We start from the raw sequence: 17210 nt of genomic DNA on the forward strand, positions 1-17210 counted from the left end.
CCGTGTGAAATCTTCGAAAGGCGCGGGACCGTTTCGCGCGCGGTCGGCGGCCCGGCGGTCCTTCGATCCGGCATCCGCCGCATGGCTGCTGTCCGGCGAGGTGCTAGGCGCCGTGTAATGAAGCTGCTAACCATTGCCGCTTCGTTTGACCAAGAGATCACGGACCGAAACATGGACAACCGCAGCGACATCTGGCGTGGCGTCGACACGATCAAGGCGCGTTTCATCGACCTCAGCGACAAGGTCTGGGGCATGCCGGAGGTTTGTTACACCGAGGCGCGGTCCGCCGCCGAGCATCTCGCCGAACTGCGCCATCAGGGCTTCCGTATCACCTAGAACGTCGCCGGCATCCCGACCGCGCTGATGGGCGAATGGGGCGAGGGCGGACCGGTCATCGCCTTCATGGGGGAATATGACGCGCTGCCGGGTCTCAGCCAGGAGGCGGGCGTGGCGGAACATCGTCCGGTCGAGACCGGCGGCCATGGCCATGGCTGCGGTCACAATCTGCTCGGTTCTGCGGCACTGCTCGCCGCGACCGCGGCGAAGGACTGGCTCGCCGAGAACAAGGTGCCGGGCCGCGTGCGCTACTACGGCTGCCCGGCTGAAGAAGGCGGCGCGGCAAAGGCGTTCATGGTGCGCTCCGGCGCGTTCGAGGATGCCGACATCGCCATCACCTGGCATCCGCACAGCTTCTGGGAAGTGGCGGTGACGCCGTCGCTCGCGAACACGCGCGCCGACTTCATTTTCACAGGCCGCACCTCGCATGCGGCCGCCTCGCCGCATCTCGGCCGTTCCGCGCTCGATGCGGTGGAGCTGATGAATGTCGGCGTGAACTACATGCGCGAGCACATGCCGAGCGACGCGCGAGTGCATTACGCGCTGCTCGACACCGGCGGCATTGCGCCCAACGTGGTGCAGGCGCATGCGCTACTCGATCCGCGCCCGCGATCTGCCCGGCATGAACGAGCTGGTCGGCCGCGTGAGCAAGATCGCGGACGGCGCGGCGCTGATGACCGAGACCAAAGTCGAGATGAAGATCATCTCCGCGGTCTCCAACATTCTGCCGAATACGCCGCTGGAGCAGGCGCTGCATCGGGTCATGGAAGAACTCGGACCGCCGCATTTCGACGACGCGGACAAGGGGTTTGCCACCCAGATCCGATCGACGCTGACCGACAAGGACATTGCCTCGGTCTACTACGCGATCGGGATGGAGCCGACCGATCGGCCGCTGGCCGACTTCCTGGTGCCGCTCGATGCCGAGCGCAACCCGCTGGTCGGTTCGACCGACGTTGGTGACGTGAGCTGGGTGGTGCCGACCGTGCAGGTTCACGCACCGACGGTTGCAATCGGCACGCCGTTCCACACCTGGCAGGTGGTGGCGCAGGGCAAGAGCCCGCATGCCCACAAGGCCATGGTGCATGCCGCCAAGGCGATGGCCGGTATCGGCATCAAGGCGCTCACGGAACCGGAGCTGATCAAGGCCGCGAAAGCCGACCTTGCGAGGCGAACAGCCAAGACACCTTACGTCTGTCCGCTGCCGGACCATGTCGCGCCGCCACTGGATATGTCCGTGGTGTAGAATTTCGTCTTGATACTTCGTCTGATCCGGCGAACAAATTTTCCGCAGTGCAACGTGGATTCCGGCTTGTTTTACGCCGGATTGCCGAACGCTTGGGCTGCGGAACGCAGTTTTGCCCAACGGACAGCCAGAACACCGTTTGCATACACACAGTCGCAGTTGACGGGCGGCCTATTCGGTGTGCCATCTACGGCCAGACAAAACCCGGCGGTCGCATCGCGGCCGCCTGCATCCATTCGGGAACCAGACGGGGGACAAACCATGCTGGATAAAGAACTGCGTTCGATGATCGGCCAAGTGAAGGACGGACGGATGGATCGCCGTGCCTTCATCCAGCGTCTTGCCGCTGTCGGTCTGACCGCACCGCTGGCCAACCAGATCCTCGCGCTGGGCGGCGTCGCCATGGCGGAAGGCGTTTCGACCTACAAGCCGACCAAGCGCGGCGGCGGCGGCGCACTGAAGCTGCTGTGGTGGCAGGGGCCGACCCTGCTCAATCCGCATTTCGCCACCGGCACCAAGGACCAGGACGGTTCGCGCCTGTTCTACGAGCCGCTTGCCTGTTGGGATCCGGACGGCAACATGAAGCTGGTTCTGGCCGCCGAAATCCCGTCGATCCAGAACGGCGGCCTCGCCGCCGACGGCAAGTCGGTCACCTGGAAGCTCAAGCCCGGCGTCAAATGGCCCGACGGCAAGCCGTTCACCGCCGACGACGTCGTGTTCAACTGGGAATACGCCAAGGATCCCGCGACCTCCGCGGTCACCATTGCGACCTATCGCGACATCGTCGTCGAGAAGGTGGATGACCTCACGGTCCGCATCCTTTTCAACAAGCCGACGCCGTTCTGGGCCGATGCTTTCGTCGGGGCTCCGAACACCATCATCCCCAAGCATCTGTTCGCGGATTACAAAGGCGCGAAGTCCCGCGAGGCGCCGAACAACCTCTCGCCGGTCGGCACCGGCCCGTACAAATTCCTCGAGTTCAAGCCGGGCGATCTCGTCCGCGGTGAGCTCAATCCCGACTATCACATGCCGAACCGTCCGTATTTCGACACGCTCGAAATGAAGGGCGGCGGCGATGCTGTCTCGGCGGCGCGCGCGGTGATCCAGACCGGCGAATACGATTTCGGCTATAACATCCAGGTCGAAGACGACGTGCTGTTGCGCCTGGAGAAGGGCGGCAAGGGCAAGGCCATCTACGCCGTGGGTGGAGACACCGAGTTCATCGCGCTGAATTTCACCGACCCGAACACCGAGGTCGATGGCGAGCGCTCTTCGATGAAGACGAAGCACCCGCTGTTCTCCGATCCCGCCGTACGCAAGGCGCTGGCGATGCTGGTCGATCGTGAAGCGGTGAAGAAGGTGATCTACGGCCGCGCAGGCCGCACCACGGCGAACTTCCTCAACGGCCCCGAAAAGTTCGTCTCCAAGAACACGAGCTGGGAATTCAGCGTCGAGAAGGCGTCGAAGATGCTGGATGACGCCGGCTGGAAACCGGGTGCGGACGGCATCCGCGAGAAGGACGGCAAGAAGCTGAAGCTTCTGTACCAGACGTCGATCAACGGCCCGCGCCAGAAGACCCAGGCCATCGTCAAGCAGGCCTGCCAGAAGGCTGGCATCGACGTCGAGCTGAAGTCGGTCGTCGCCTCGGTGTTCTTCTCCTCCGACGCCGGCAATCCCGACATCTACCCGATGTTCTATGCCGACATGGAGATGTTCCAGATCCCGATGAGCCAGCCGGATCCGTCCCAGCACATGCGGCGCTATATGTCGGCGAATGTGGCGACCAAGGAGAACAAGTGGCAGGGACAGAATTTCCCGCGCTACGTCAACAAGGAGTACGACGACGCGATCCTGGCCGCGGAAGGCGAGATGGATCCGGTCAAGCGCGCGGCGTTCTACATCAAGGCCAACGATATCCTGATCGGGGACACCGTGTTCATCCCGGTGCAGCATCGCCTCAAGGTGGAGGCCGCCGCCAACAACCTGGTTTGCGTGGTCAGCGGTTGGGCGAACGAGACCGACAACCTCTTCGACTGGTACCGGGAGGTATGATCGCGCAGGCCTAGGCGGGGTCTTTCCCTATGAGTCAATATGTCCTGCGTCGCCTGCTGATCGCCATTCCGAGCCTGCTCGGCATTTCGCTCGTGCTGTTCGTCGTGCTGGCGCTCGCCCCCGGCGATCCGTTTTCGGAACTGGCGACCAATCCGAACGTGCCGCCCGAAGTCGCTGCCGCGCTTCGGGCGAAGTTCGGCCTCGACGATCCGATCTATCTGCGCTACCTGCACTGGCTCTCCGCCATGGCGCATGGCGATTGGGGGTTTTCCTTCGTCAGCCGGATGAACGTCGATGCGCTCATCCTCCAGCGCCTGCCGGCGACGCTCTATGTGATCGGCTCGGCGCAGATCCTGGCGCTCCTGATCGCGATTCCGGTCGGCGTCTACGCGGCGACCAAGCCGTATTCACTGTTTGACCAGATCGCCAACGTGCTGGCCTTCGTCGGCTTCTCGCTGCCCACCTTCTTCACCGGCATCCTGTTCATCCTGATCTTCTCGGTCACGCTGGACTGGCTGCCCTTCGTCTATTCCAGCGACATCAAGGCCACCGGCATCCGCTGGGCGCTCGAGATGATCCGGCAGGCGATCATGCCGGTGGCGGTGCTCGGCCTGTTCCAGGCGGCGTCGATGACGCGCTTCGTGCGCTCGGCGATGCTGGACGTGATCCGGCTCGACTACGTCACCACGGCGCGTGCAAAGGGACTTGGGCAGGCCAAGGTCATCGTCAAGCATGTGATGCGCAATGCGATGATCCCGGTCGTCACGCTGATCGCGCTCCAGATGCCGGCGGTGTTCGGCGGCGCCATCGTCACCGAGCAGATCTTCCGCATCCCCGGCATCGGCTCGCTGCTGATCTCCTCCATCCTTTCCAACGACACGCCGGTGGTGATGGCCGTCACCTTCGTCTTCGCGTGTCTTGTGGTCCTGTTCAATCTCATCGCGGACGTCCTGTATGGCTGGCTTGACCCTCGCATCTCCCTCCGCTGAGCGGCGCGTCTACTCGCCCTGGCGCGAGACGTGGCGGCGCTATAGCCGCCACAAGCTTGCCGTGGTCAGTGCGTTCCTGCTCCTCATTCTGGTGCTGGCGGTGGTCGCCGGCCCCTTCGTCTGGCGGGTCAAGATCGACGACATCGACATCGTGGCGGGCATGCAGGGGCCCTCGCTCGCCCATCCCTTCGGCACCGACGATCTCGGGCAGGACATCCTCGCCCGCATGATCTATGGCGGGCGCATCTCGCTCGCGGTCGGCCTTGCCGCGATGCTGGTCTCGGTGTTCGTGGGCACGCTGATCGGCGCGCTTGCCGGCATGTCGCGCGGTGCGGTCGGTCACGGGCTGATGTGGCTCACCGATCTCTTCTTGTCGCTGCCGCAGCTGCCGCTGCTGCTGCTGCTGATCTATCTGTTCCGCGACGGGCTCAAGGCCGCGTTCGGCGCCGAAGGCGGCATCTTCATCCTGATCGTGCTCGTGATCGGGGGCCTGCGCTGGATGCCGGTCGCCCGCCTCGTGCGCGCGCAGTTCCTGTCGATCCGCGAGAAGGAGTTCGTCGAGGCCGCGCGCGCGCTCGGCGCCAGCCCGGTGCGGCAGGTGGTGCGCCACATCCTGCCCAATGCGCTCGGTCCGGTGATCATCGCCGGCACCATCGACGTCGCCGCCGCCATCATCGCGGAATCGACATTGTCCTTCCTCGGCCTCGGCTTTCCGCCGGACACCCCGACCTGGGGGCGGCTGCTGTACGACGCCAAGGACTTCCTCGATATCGGTCCGCACTGGGCGCTGTTTCCGGGCGGCGCGATCTTCATCGCGGTGGTTGCCATCAACTTCATCGGCGACGGCCTGCGTGACGCGCTCGATGCGCGACGGGTGATCTGATGGCGCCGCTGCTCGAGATCAAGGGCCTGAAAACCCATTTCTCCACCGACGACGGCATCCTGCAGGCCGTCGACGGCGTCGACATCTCCATCAACCGCGGCGAGACGCTCTGTGTCGTCGGCGAGTCCGGCTGCGGCAAGACCGTGACGGCGATGTCGATCCTGAAACTGATCGCGATGCCGCCCGGCCGCATCGCCGCCGGCCAGATCATCTTCGAGGGCCGCGATCTCGTGCCGCTGACGAGCAACCAGCTCGACGAGATCCGCGCCAAGGAGATCGGCTTCATCTTCCAGGAGCCGATGACCTCGCTCAACCCGGTGCTCACCGTCGGCGAGCAGATCGCCGAGAGCCTGCGCCGGCATGAAGCGGTGACGAAGAAGCAGGCGCTCGAGCGCACCATCGAGATGCTCAAGCTGGTGCAGATCCCCAACGCCGAAGGCCGCGTGCACAACTACCCGCACCAGTTCTCCGGCGGCATGCGCCAGCGCGTGATGATCGCGATGGCGCTCGCCTGCAAGCCGAAGCTGATCATCGCCGACGAGCCCACCACCGCGCTCGACGTCACCATCCAGGCCCAGATCCTCGACCTCTTGCAGGACATGAAGGAGCGCTTCGGCATGGCGGTGATGCTGATCACCCATGCCATGGGCGTCGTCGCCGAGACCGCGCAGCGCGTCGTCGTGATGTATGCCGCAAGGTGGTGGAGGAGGCGAGCGTCGACGATCTCTTCGCCGATCCCCGCCATCCCTATACGCAAGGCCTGATCCGCTCGATCCCGCGCATCGACCTCGACAGCGAGCACAAGACGCGGCTGGAGGCGATCGGCGGCTCGGTGCCGATCCTGATCAATCCGCCGGTCGGCTGCCGCTTCGCGCCGCGCTGCAAGTTCGCGATGAACGTCTGCACCGAGAAGGAGCCGCTGCTCCGCGAGGTCTCGCCCGGCCACCGCATGGCCTGTCACCTGGGGGATACGCAGTTGGGAGCCGCGTCATGAGCGAACCCTTGCTCCGCGTCAGCGGTCTGAAGAAACATTTCCCCGTTCTCGGCGGCTTGCTGTCGCGCCAGGTCGGCAGCGTCTATGCGGTCGACGGCGTGTCGTTCTCGGTCAATCGCGGCGAGACGCTCGGTCTCGTCGGTGAATCCGGCTGCGGCAAGTCGACGACGGGGCGCTGCGTGCTGCGCCTGATCGAGCCGACCGACGGCGAGGTCACCTTCGACGGCCAGGACGTGCGCCAGCTCGGCGGCAACGATCTGCGCGCGATGCGGCGGAACATGCAGCTCGTGTTCCAGGATCCGTTTGCCTCGCTCAATCCGCGCATGACGGTGGGTACGATTCTCGGCGAGGCGCTCGTCATCCACAAGCTCGGCTCATCGGCCAAGGAGCGGGAGGAGCGCGTCGCGAGCCTGCTGGTCAAGGTCGGCCTCAAGGCCGAGCACATGCGCCGCTACCCGCACGAGTTCTCCGGCGGCCAGCGCCAGCGCATCGTGATCGCGCGGGCGCTCGCGGTCGAGCCGAAGCTGATCGTCTGCGACGAGCCGGTGTCCGCGCTCGACGTGTCGATCCAGGCGCAGGTCATCAATCTGCTGGAAGACCTCCAGGCCGAGCTGAACCTCACCTATCTCTTCGTCGCGCATGACCTCTCGGTGGTCGAGCACATCTCCGACCGCGTCGCGGTGATGTATCTCGGCCGCATCGTCGAGCTGGCGAAAGCCAGCGACCTCTACCGCAACCCGCAGCACCCCTACACCAGGGCGCTGTTGTCAGCGGTGCCGGTGCCCGATCCCAAGCTCAAGCGTGAGCGCATCCGCCTCAAGGGCGACGTGCCGAGCCCGATGAAGCCGCCGTCAGGCTGCCACTTCCACACCCGCTGTCCGATCGCCCAGCCGCGCTGCGCGGAGAGCGCGCCCGAGCTGAAGGAGGGCGCTGGCGGTCACTTCGTGGCGTGCCATCTCGCCTGAGGCCGGGCAAAGCGGAAGGCGTATTCATTCGCCCTGAAGCACGCCGTGCGCCGAGAGGGCCTGCCTGAAAGCCTCCACCGACGTGTGGTGATGCGCGAACAGGCCCGCCTCGCGCGCGCCGGCAACATTGGCCGGGAGATCGTCGACGAACAGCACGGTCTGCGGCATCACGTCGAGCTCGGCCAGGCAGCGGCGATAGCAGCGCGGGTCCGGCTTTGCCGTCTTGAACTGGGCCGAAGTGTAGATCCGGGAGCCGAACAGCGGCCGCAAGTCCGGCAGCAGCGTGTCGATGTGGTCGGCGACCAGCGTGGTATTGTTGGTCAGGACGGCAATATCGACGGTCTTGCGCAGACGTCGGGCAATCTCCAGCATCGCGTGATCGGGCTGCATCGAGCGGCGCCGCGCCTCCACCCACTCGTCGAGCGACAGCGGATAGCCCATGCGTTCGCCAAAGCCCCGCAGATAGTCAGGGGCGTCGAGAGCGCCGGAATCGCCGAGCAGCTCGAATCCGCTGTCCCAGATTGCCTTGTGGACGAGCTCGCTGGTCGACCCCGCGAGCTCCGCCAGGCATGCCACACGCTGTCCCCTGTCGTAGTTGCACAGGACATTGTCCATGTCGAAGAGGACGAGCTTGATCGCGTCAGTCACGGTAGCACTCTCGGATTGGCTTAAATGTCCGGTCGATTCGTAGTCATATCCCGCTGGAACGTGGACGACAAATCCAGGCCGGGCCGAGCTCCGAGATGAGCGCGACACCTCTACGATCGTGATGCGCGGCGGCGGGCCAGCTGGTGCAACACTGTATCGAAAGCCGGGATCGCTCCGGTCTCGCGGAGCCACGTGTCGGTCAGCTCCCTGAGCTCGCCCGGCGTCAGGCCGAACTTGCGGCGAAACGCCCGGATGAAGGTGGAGTCGCTGCTGAACCGCAAGCCGACAGCGAGGTCGATTAGCCGTTTGTCCTGCGCCGCCGGCGACAACAGCCGCTGAAAGGCGAGATTGAGCCGCTGCTCTCTCACGTAATGCGCCAGCCCGCCATCTGCCTCGAACAGCCGGTAAAGCGTCGCGCGCGAAATCTGGAAATGGCGGCAGAGCTCGCTTACGCCGAGCGCGTCGGTCTCGAGATTGTCCGCGATGCGGCGCTTGATCATTGCCAGATAAAGATGTCGCTCGGCCCGCTCGACGCCTTCGGCGATGTCGGCCGTACCGCCCGCAGCCGCGGCAACGATGTCGGCGATGGCCTCGATCGTGGCCTCGACGCTGCCCGCCTCTGGCTCAGGCGGCAGCGCAAGCGCTGCGTAATGGCTTGCGAGCAGGCGCGCGTGAGGGTGGTCTGACGGCAACAGGGTGGCCGTCGCCGAATCCGGATGTGCGAGCCGTGGCGCCAGCATCGACCGTTGCACGATAATTGCCATCAGGTGGGTGCGTCCGCTACCGCCGCGAAACACCGTCCGGTTCGGCTGCGCCATGTCGAGCAGGCAAATGTCGCCGGGCCGCAACGTCACCTCGCGGCGACCGGAGCTGAACCGCATCTCGCCTTCGATGCAGAGGGTCATCTGATAGTGGTCGAGGCCGCCGCGTGCGATGTGCGCAGGCGTCCGGTCGTATTCGAGGTCGGTGGCGCGAGAATCGACCAGCAATGCGTTGCCGGCCATCACTGTTGTGGTGGTGATGTGGAAATCGTTCTCGTCGGTGAGCGCAATGACATCGCAGATGTCCACGGTCATCGCGCGCAACTGTCTCAGCGCGCTCGGCCCGTGTTCGGGGTCGTCCGCCAGCATCGTCTTGTTCACCGCCGTCTCGTCCGCATCACGCCTCGACGAGGTCGCGCGCCTTAATGTTTTGAGCCCGGCAGCAGACCAGCATCGCCCCCGCATGTAGCGGTTCGGCAACGAGGACGCAAGCGACGTCGGACGATGAGGGCGTTCGACGAGGCTGCGGGCGCGCGGCCTCGATGTGCCGCACATGCATCACTGTTCACCGAAATCCACGCCTGAGACACCGGGCACATTGTGCAGGTGTCCAGTCTGCTAACGACGCGTCGAGATCACCAGCGTTGCCACGCAGCTTGCGTCCGAGGCTCTTCGTGACGACCAGATTGCGTCCGCCCTCGTGCCTGTCGATCGGGCAGACGAGCCTTCGGCTTGGTGCACGCCGGTGTGCAGCGCTCGCAAGTGTTGCGGTCATGGCATCGTTCTTCGGCCTGTCCGGTGCGGCGCGCGCAGCGACGCTGGTGGTGACCTCTACGGCCGACAGCGGCGCCGGCAGCCTGCGGGGGGAGATCGCCAGCGCCACGAGCGGCGACACCATCCTGTTTCAGGTCAGCGGTACCATCACGCTCCTGAGCGAGCTGCCGATCATCACCAAGAACATCACCATTGACGGCAATGGTAACAACCCGACCATCAGCGGCGCCGGCACCTACCGGCCGTTCTTCATCGGCGATGCCGGGACCACCGGCTCGACCTATTCGGTGACGCTGAAGAGCCTGACCATCGCCAACGCGGTGGCGCAGGGCGGAGCCGGTTTGGGCTCCGGTGCCGGCGCCGGACTCGGCGGCGCGGTCTTCGTTTCCAGCAACGGCGCATTGACCTTGTCGAACGTCGCCGTCTCGAACACGCAGGCCAAGGGCGGCGGCGTCGTGGACAACTTCGGAGAGGTGGGCGGCGGGGGCGGCATGGGCGGCAAGTCCTATCCTCTGACTCCGGCTGGAGGCGGTGGACTATTCGTCGGCTCGGACGCCAACAGCTCGGGCACTGCCGGCGGTCCGAGCGGTGGGGTGCATAACGGCGGTAGTGGTCCCCAGACCGGAGGCGCCGGTGGTTTCGCCAGCGGTGGCGGCGGTGGTTCGTCCGGCGGGGGGCCCGTGGCCGGAGGCGCGGGCGGTTTTGGCGGTGGCGGTGCCAATGCGGGCGGAGCAACAACGGGCGGTTCGGGCGGCTACGGCGGCGGAGGTGGCTCGGCAGCCGGATTGTCCACCTCGACCGGCGGTGCCGGCGGCGTCGGGGGAGGCGGCGGCGGCGGGATTACGGCTGCCGGGAGCGGCGGCTTTGGCGCCGGCAATGGCGGCAGTGGTGGGACCGGATCTAACTCCGGTGGTGGTGGCCTCGGTGCCGGCGGTGCCATCTTCGTGCAGAGCGGCGGGACAGTGGCCGTTCAGGGCGATCTTTCGCAAACGACGAGCAGCGTTTCGGGCGGCACGGGCCTCGACGGTGGCGGCAACGGCTCGGCCTTCGGCTCCGGCATCTTCTTCCAGGGCACCAGCGGCACGAGCACCGTGCTCGGCTTTGGCTCTGGCAACCAGTCCATTGCCAACGGCATCACCGACTATATCGGCTCCGGCGGCAGCAATCCCGGTGGCGGGACCAACGCCGCCGACCAGGGCGGCAGTGTTGCGATCACCAAGAGCAATGGCGGCACGCTGACGCTCTCGGGCGCCAATACCTATAGCGGCGGCACCACCATCAACGAGGGCACGACGCTTGTCGTCGGCAATGGCACCGCGCTTGGCAGCGGCGCCTTGACGCTCAATGGCGGCACGACGGGCGTGACCGTGAACTTCAACGGCAGCTTCAGCGTCGGCAACAACATCGTCGCGACAGGTGATCCCACCTACAACGTTCTTACCGGCAACGGTGAATCTCACGGGTGTTCTGTCCGGCTCCGGCGACGTCGTCGTCAACGAAGCGAACGGTTACGCCGGAACGCTGATCCTGTCCGGGGCCAACACCTATAGCGGGCCGACCATTGTGGACGCGGGCACGCTGCAGGCCGGATCGACCAGCGCTTTCGGCATCAATTCCGCGGTCACGGTCGCCGGCGGCGCCGTGCTCGATCTCGCCGGCTTCTCGAATGCGATCGGCTCGCTCGCAGGTGCCGGCACGGTCAGCAACAGCGGCGGCGCCGCCACGCTGATCACCGGCGGCGACAACACGTCCAAGATCTTTTCGGGGACGATCCGCGACGGGGCGGGATCGCTCGCGCTGACCAAGACCGGCGACCTTCCAGGCGCTGCCGGGCGCGAGCTTCGTCGTCAACGGCGCTGCGCAGGCTCGCGACTCCGCGCTCACCACGGCTTCCGTGGAGATGAGCTGGCTGAGTGGCTGGTCCGCGGCGGCGAGCTTCGAAGGCGAGTTCTCGAACGTCACCCGCAGCTACGCCGGCAAGGGCAGCGTTCGCTACGCCTGGTAGGCCGGCGACTGCGTCACGCGCTCCTCGCGGGCCAGGGCACGACCTGTCCCGACATCACCAGCCGGTCGCGGCCGCTGTCCTTGGCGGCATAGAGCGCGCGGTCGGCGGCCGCCACCAGCGCGCTGGAGTCGGTCGTGGTCTCGGATGGAAACGCCGTCGCGCCGCCCACACTCGCGGTGACGAGCCGCGAGGGCGGATTCTGTGCATGCAGCATGGCGAGGTCGCGCAACGCACCGCGAATCTCCTCGCCGACCCTGGCGCAGCCGTCGGCGTCGGTGTTCGGCAACAGCACGGCGAACTCCTCGCCGCCGTAGCGCGCCGCGAAGTCGGCCGGCCGCCGGGGATGAGCGGACAGGATCCGCCCCAGCGCACGCAGGCAGCCGTCGCCGGCCAAATGCCCGTAATGGTCGTTGAACGCCTTGAAATGATCGACGTCGATCAGCAGGAGCGAGAGTTGGGTGCCATCGCGGCGGGCGCGGGCCCATTCGTCCGCGAGGCGCTCATCGAATGCGCGCCGGTTGGCGAGCCCGGTGAGGCCGTCGGTCGCCGCGAGCGAGGCGAGCTTGTTCTGCAAGTCCTTCTGCTCGGTCATGTCGCGCACCACCGCGACGACGCCGTCGATCTCGCCGCTGTCGGACGCCCGGGTCACGTGCAGGGCCGACTCGGCCCAGATCTCGCCCTTGTCGCGATGGCGCTGACGGTAGACGAACCTCGCCTCCTCGGCCTCGCCATTCTTCAGCGCGGCAATGGCCTGCTCGACCCGTTCCATGTCCTCCGCGTGAACCCCGGCCACGGCCGACGTCCCCAGGAGTTCGTCGGAAGACCAGCCGATGATGCGCGCGCATGACGGAGAAACGTAGATCAGCCGGTTGTCCAGTCCGATCCGGGTCACCATGTCGCTGGATTGCTCGGCCAGCAGGCGGAAATGGGCTTCCTTGGCGATCAGAGCCTGTGCCATGCGCTGCCGCTGCAAGAGCTGACGGACCAGGTAAAAGCCGATCGCCGCGATCAGCAGGACGAGGCCGACGACAACGGTCATGCGTGCACCCGCCGCGCGGCGCCAAGGGGCCAGCACGTCGTCCTGCGACTTGCTCGCCAGCACCATCAGGGGATAGCGGCTGCTGCGCTGGTAGTAGCTGAGCCGCTGCACGTTATCCAGCGGCGACTTGAAATAGTAGACTGCCGCAGCCGGACGGCTTTTCCATTGCTTGAACAACGGCGCGTTGGACAGGTCGCGTCCGACGAAGGCGCCGCTCTCGTCGTGGCTGCGCGCCAGCATGATGCCGTCGTTGTTCAGCAGCGACGCCGAGCTGTGCGGACCGAGGTCGAAGCGCTCGTAGAACTTGACGAAATAGCTGACGTCGATCGTGAGCAGGGCAACGCCGGCGAAGCTGCCGTCGGGATGGTTGACCCGGCGCGACGCAGTGATGATCCACTGGCCCCCGGCCCGGCTCTTGACGGGGCGTCCGATCAGTGTGCCCGGATCCGGCGAGTCGCGATGACGCTGGAAATATTCGCGGTCGCTGTTGTTGAATTTGGAGAAGTCGACCTGCTCGGTCGTGGCAAGCCAGCGGCCGGTCTCGTCATAGACGAAGATGCCGCGGATGCGGTCCGATGATTTGCGGGTCGGCAGATAGGTCTGGAGCTTTGCGATAGTGTCCGGACCCGTTCCATCGAGCTCGAGCCGATGGACCAGCCCGACGAGGATGGTATCGACGAGTTCGAACGTGTCGTCCGCATGCTGGATCAGCGATTGCGCGAGGTTGGTCACGTCGATTTCGGCGGTCCTGAGCTCGGCATTGCGCGTTTCCCATTCGCGCCAGCCGCTCAGGCCCAGGATGGCGAAGCAAGTCAGCATGACAAAACCCGCCGCCCAGAGCGGAAGACGCGTTTTCCCGAGGTCGCGGCCCGTATTCATCAGGCTTGCTCCATTTCGGTGCAAACCTCTCACTTTCGCCTTAACGGCCTGTTGCGTCATCCGCGCTGATTGTGCGAATCCCGTATTCGGCCGGAACCGGTCCTCGATGTTTCGATGGGTTATCGTCGGCTGATGTTAACCACGCTGACCTCACGCCGGATCCGCCCGGCGTTCCTGCCTCACTCCTCCAGCGTAAACCCGACGCGCAGCGTCACCTGGTAGTGGCGTACGGCGTTGTTCTCGATGTGGCCGCGCGTCTGCACCACCTCGAACCATTTCATCTCGCGGATGGTCTTGGCGGCGCGGCTGACCGCGTTCTTGATCGCATCCTCGATCGAGGTCTCGGACGATCCGACCAGTTCCAGGATCTTGTAGACGTGATCTTTCTCGGCTGTGGGCATGGCGCGTCTTCCCCTGTGCTTTGACGGGCCCGGATACCGCTCCCGCGGTGTATTCGAGAGCGTTGGGCCTCCAGATTGAACGGACGCCCGCGCTTCGGGTTCCGTGCTCCGTGATGGCCCGCATGCGCCAGCCAAGGTGGAGCAGGCCGCGCCCGCGAGTGTTGCCGCGGTGAAGAAGAGATAGCCGATGCCGACCGACAGAAATGCGACCGGCGCCATCAGCAGTCGTGTTGCAGTGGATAGGCCCAGGGCATGAAGCCAGATGCCGCCTCGAACCTGACGGAGCGCCGGGCCGCCCATCGGCGGTTCCCAGTTTGTGCAAGGGCACGAATATTTGGCTCGCGCCTGCGGGCGGTGCCCTCAAATTCGTGCGCCGCCGCATGGCCGCTCTTGCTCGCGCCAAGGCGGGCGCGTTAGCCTCGGTCCGTTTCCCTATACCTTCGATGTGCAGCGATGATCGGCCGTTGGACGAAGAGCGCTCTGGTCGCAATCAGTCTGTCCGCCGTGCCTGCGATCGGCGCAGTGCAGGACGATCTCGACGGCGCGCCCGGCACCATGTCGCTGCAAGTGACGACCGATCCGTCCATGATCGAATGCCGCAAGCTCGAAACGGTCAATCCTGCCTCGCTGATGTTCCTGCCGTTGCGGCGGACGTTCAACGAGGATTTCGACGAGCACCCGCTGTCGGGCGGACGCTGGGTGCCGCACTATGCCGGCGGCGCGGCGTGGCCGGAGGCGCGCTACTGGGGCGGCGACGGCTCCGACTTCAAGCGCAAGACCAGCGCCAATGGCGAGCAGCAGATCTATGTCGATCCGCGCTACACGGGGCGCGCATCGGCGCCGCTCGGGCTTGATCCGTTCAAGGTGAAGGACGGCGTGCTCTCGATCGTCGCGAGCCGCACGCCGCAGGAATTGAAGTCCGTTCTGTTCAACAACGAGTACATCTCCGGGATCCTGACCACGCAGGGCAGGTTCGCGCAGAAGCACGGCTATTTCGAAATCCGCGCCAAGGTCCCGGTCGGCCATGCGGTGTGGCCTGCGTTCTGGATGCTGGCGGACGACGGCGGCTGGCCGCCGGAGGTCGATGTGCTGGAAGGCCGCGGCGAGCGGCCTGGCGATCTCGTGATGACGACGCATTGGCGGATTCCGTCGACCCAGAAGATCCAGTCCTGCGGCTTCGACTTCGCGGTCGGCGACGCTTCGAGCACATTCCACAATTACGGTGTGCTGTGGGAGGAGGATCGCCTGGTCTACTTCATCGACCGCAAGCCGGTCTCCGACATCAAGGTGCCGATCGGCTTTGACGATCCCATGTACCTGATCGTCAATCTCGCGATCGGCTCGAAGTTCTTCGTCGGCGTCGGTCCCGTCGATGCGCAATCGCCGCCGAGCGTCGCATTCGAGATCGACCGGATTTCCGCCTATCAGATCGACATGGAGCAGGCGCGGAGATAGAAATGTCAGCGGATTTCTCGCGGCGTCGTTTTGCCAAACTGGCGGGCCTTGCCGCGCTGGGAGCCGCGACGGGCGTTCGCGCTGCGGAGAGCGAAACGCCATCGGCCGGGCGCGGTGCACCCTTCCCGAAGGATTTCCTGTGGGGCACGGCGACCTCGGCCTACCAGATCGAAGGCGCCGTCAACGAGGATGGCCGCGGCAAATCGATCTGGGACATTTTCAGCCACACGCCCGGCAAGATCGAGGACGGCTCCACCGGCGACCGCGCCAACGAGCACTATCACCGCTACAAGGAGGACGTCGCGCTGATCAAGGCGCTCGGCGTCAAGGCCTACCGCTTCTCGATCGCATGGCCGCGGGTGTTTCCTGATGGGACGGGTCAACCCAATCCCAAGGGGCTCGATTTCTACAACCGCCTCGTCGACGAGCTGCTTGCGAGCGGCATCGAGCCTTATGCGACGCTCTATCACTGGGACCTGCCGCAGGCGCTCCAGGACCGCGTCGGCGGCTGGCAGTCGAGCGACACCTCGAACGCCTTTGCCGACTACGCTGCGTACGTCGCCGCACGCCTGACCGATCGCGTCAAGAACGTCTTCACCGTGAACGAGGTCGGGCGCTTCGTGAATTTCGGCTATGGCTGGGGCATCGACGCGCCCGGCCTCAAGCTGCCGGCGGTGCAGCTGAACCAGGCCCGCCATCACGTCGCGCTGGCGCACGGGCTTGCGGTGCAGGCGATTCGCGCCTCGGGGCGCGCCGGCACAAGGGTTGGCGCAGCCGAGAACATCGCGGCCTGCGTGCCGGCGATCGCAACGGCGGAAAACATCCGTGCCGCCGAGATCGCGACGCGCGAGCTTAATGCCGGCTTCCTCGGCGTGGTGCTGGAGGGCAGATATACCGACGGCTTCCTCGCCTACGCCGGCGCGGACGCGCCGAAATTCACCGCCGAGGAGTTGAAGATCATCGGTGCGCCGACCGACTTCGTCGGCCTCAACATCTACGCGCCGCAGTTCTATGTCACCGCCTCCGACCGCGCGCCCGGCTTCCATGTGCTGCCGTTCCCCACCTCGTTCCCGCACATGAATTCGGAATGGCTGCGGGTCGGCCCCGAAGTGATCTACTGGGCGCCGCGCCTTGCCGCGAAGATCTGGAACATCGAGACCCTCTACATCAGCGAGAACGGCACCTCGTCCGAGGATAGGATCGCCGCCGACGGTCAGGTCTACGACCTCGACCGCATCATGTTCCTGCGCAACTATCTGACCCAGATGCAGCGCGCCGTCGCCGAGGGCGTGCCGATCCGCGGTTATTTCCTCTGGAGCCTGATGGACAATTTCGAGTGGATTTTTGGTTACGGCAAACGCTTCGGCCTCTACCGGGTCGACTTCGAGACGCAGGCGAGGGTCGCGAAACTGAGCGCGGCGTTCTATCGCGACGTGGTGGCAAGGAATGCGATCGGGGTGTGAGGTTGTTTGTCCCGGGACTCATAAGAGTGTCATATTAACCAAAGAACCCTATGATTCCGGTGGCTGTGGGACCCATAAGATTGTCACGTGGGACTCATAAGAGTGTATCGGATCCGGGTTTGGGACTCATAAGAGTGTAACGGAATCCGCCGCACCCTATCCTCGGTTGCAATTCAGCCGCTGAATTTGGCCACCGCGATCCGCCGGCGGCTTGATTTCGGTCGGAAACGGCCGACCGGCGCTTGGGCGGCAGTGGCAGCCCCGCCCCTTCGCAGGATCAGGCCGACAGCAGCACCAATGAGACCCATGTGAAACCTTCG

10 protein-coding genes and 4 pseudogenes are annotated in these 17210 nt (G+C 65.3%); 10 read left to right on the top strand and 4 right to left on the bottom strand.

Features of this window, described 5'->3' with window-relative positions:
- Positions 1 to 171 precede the first annotated feature (171 nt).
- The 6 genes and pseudogenes from ACFLEY_RS05090 (at position 172) to ACFLEY_RS05115 (ending at position 7465) form a co-directional block, all read left to right on the top strand.
- Positions 172 to 1582, top strand: a pseudogene (locus ACFLEY_RS05090) (M20 family metallopeptidase).
- Between the two features lie 261 nt (positions 1583 to 1843).
- Entirely contained in the window at positions 1844 to 3634 is a 1791-nt protein-coding gene (locus tag ACFLEY_RS05095; RefSeq protein ID WP_060910145.1) for a peptide ABC transporter substrate-binding protein, read from the top strand.
- A gap of 29 nt (positions 3635 to 3663) precedes the next feature.
- Entirely contained in the window at positions 3664 to 4623 is a 960-nt protein-coding gene (locus ACFLEY_RS05100; protein ID WP_060910146.1) for an ABC transporter permease, read from the top strand.
- The gene (locus tag ACFLEY_RS05105; protein ID WP_060910147.1) at positions 4589 to 5506 is read left to right on the top strand and encodes an ABC transporter permease; all 918 of its coding nucleotides are present in this window, start codon (positions 4589 to 4591) and stop codon (positions 5504 to 5506) included. The genes ACFLEY_RS05100 and ACFLEY_RS05105 overlap by 35 nt, the downstream gene beginning before the upstream one ends.
- Positions 5506 to 6500: pseudogene (locus ACFLEY_RS05110) on the top strand (ABC transporter ATP-binding protein). The gene ACFLEY_RS05105 and the pseudogene ACFLEY_RS05110 overlap by 1 nt, the downstream one beginning before the upstream one ends.
- Positions 6497 to 7465 carry an ABC transporter ATP-binding protein gene (locus ACFLEY_RS05115; protein ID WP_011084175.1) on the top strand — a complete coding sequence of 323 codons (969 nt, stop codon included), beginning with the start codon at positions 6497 to 6499 and terminating at the stop codon, positions 7463 to 7465. Before ACFLEY_RS05110 ends, ACFLEY_RS05115 begins: the two are co-directional and overlap by 4 nt.
- A 24-nt stretch (positions 7466 to 7489) precedes the next feature.
- Here ACFLEY_RS05115 and ACFLEY_RS05120 read toward each other — a convergent pair whose 3' ends face one another.
- Positions 7490 to 8080 carry an HAD family phosphatase gene (locus tag ACFLEY_RS05120; RefSeq protein ID WP_049832497.1) on the bottom strand — a complete coding sequence of 197 codons (591 nt, stop codon included), beginning with the start codon at positions 8078 to 8080 and terminating at the stop codon, positions 7490 to 7492.
- Positions 8081 to 8223: 143 nt separating this feature from the next.
- Positions 8224 to 9255 carry a helix-turn-helix domain-containing protein gene (locus ACFLEY_RS05125; protein WP_028173559.1) on the bottom strand — a complete coding sequence of 344 codons (1032 nt, stop codon included), beginning with the start codon at positions 9253 to 9255 and terminating at the stop codon, positions 8224 to 8226.
- 1842 nt (positions 9256 to 11097) lie between these two features.
- On the opposite strand from ACFLEY_RS05125, the pseudogene ACFLEY_RS05130 reads away from it, so the two are divergent.
- Together ACFLEY_RS05130 and ACFLEY_RS05135 are read left to right on the top strand one after the other, a co-directional pair.
- Positions 11098 to 11202, top strand: a pseudogene (locus ACFLEY_RS05130) (hypothetical protein); the annotation flags it as partial.
- Between the two features lie 256 nt (positions 11203 to 11458).
- Positions 11459 to 11653, top strand: a pseudogene (locus ACFLEY_RS05135) (autotransporter outer membrane beta-barrel domain-containing protein); the annotation flags it as partial.
- A 13-nt stretch (positions 11654 to 11666) separates the two neighbouring features.
- On the opposite strand, the gene ACFLEY_RS05140 reads toward ACFLEY_RS05135, so the two are convergent.
- Both ACFLEY_RS05140 and ACFLEY_RS05145 read right to left on the bottom strand, forming a co-directional pair.
- Positions 11667 to 13571: a sensor domain-containing diguanylate cyclase gene (locus ACFLEY_RS05140; protein WP_060910151.1), complete on the bottom strand. Its 1905-nt coding sequence runs from the start codon at positions 13569 to 13571 to the stop codon at positions 11667 to 11669.
- Positions 13572 to 13750: 179 nt separating this feature from the next.
- Positions 13751 to 13972 carry a dodecin gene (locus ACFLEY_RS05145; protein WP_011084181.1) on the bottom strand — a complete coding sequence of 74 codons (222 nt, stop codon included), beginning with the start codon at positions 13970 to 13972 and terminating at the stop codon, positions 13751 to 13753.
- Between the two features lie 453 nt (positions 13973 to 14425).
- Here ACFLEY_RS05145 and ACFLEY_RS05150 point away from each other — a divergent pair, with 453 nt between their 5' ends.
- On the top strand, positions 14426 to 15427 hold the full coding sequence (locus ACFLEY_RS05150; RefSeq protein WP_028173556.1) for a family 16 glycosylhydrolase: 1002 nt from the start codon (positions 14426 to 14428) through the stop codon (positions 15425 to 15427).
- Positions 15428 to 15429: 2 nt separating this feature from the next.
- Positions 15430 to 16890 carry a GH1 family beta-glucosidase gene (locus ACFLEY_RS05155; RefSeq protein ID WP_060910152.1) on the top strand — a complete coding sequence of 487 codons (1461 nt, stop codon included), beginning with the start codon at positions 15430 to 15432 and terminating at the stop codon, positions 16888 to 16890.
- The last annotated feature ends 320 nt before the right edge of the window (positions 16891 to 17210 follow it).

It is taken from the genome of Bradyrhizobium sp. YCK136 (genome assembly GCF_044570075.1).
Taxonomy (GTDB): domain Bacteria; phylum Pseudomonadota; class Alphaproteobacteria; order Rhizobiales; family Xanthobacteraceae; genus Bradyrhizobium; species Bradyrhizobium diazoefficiens.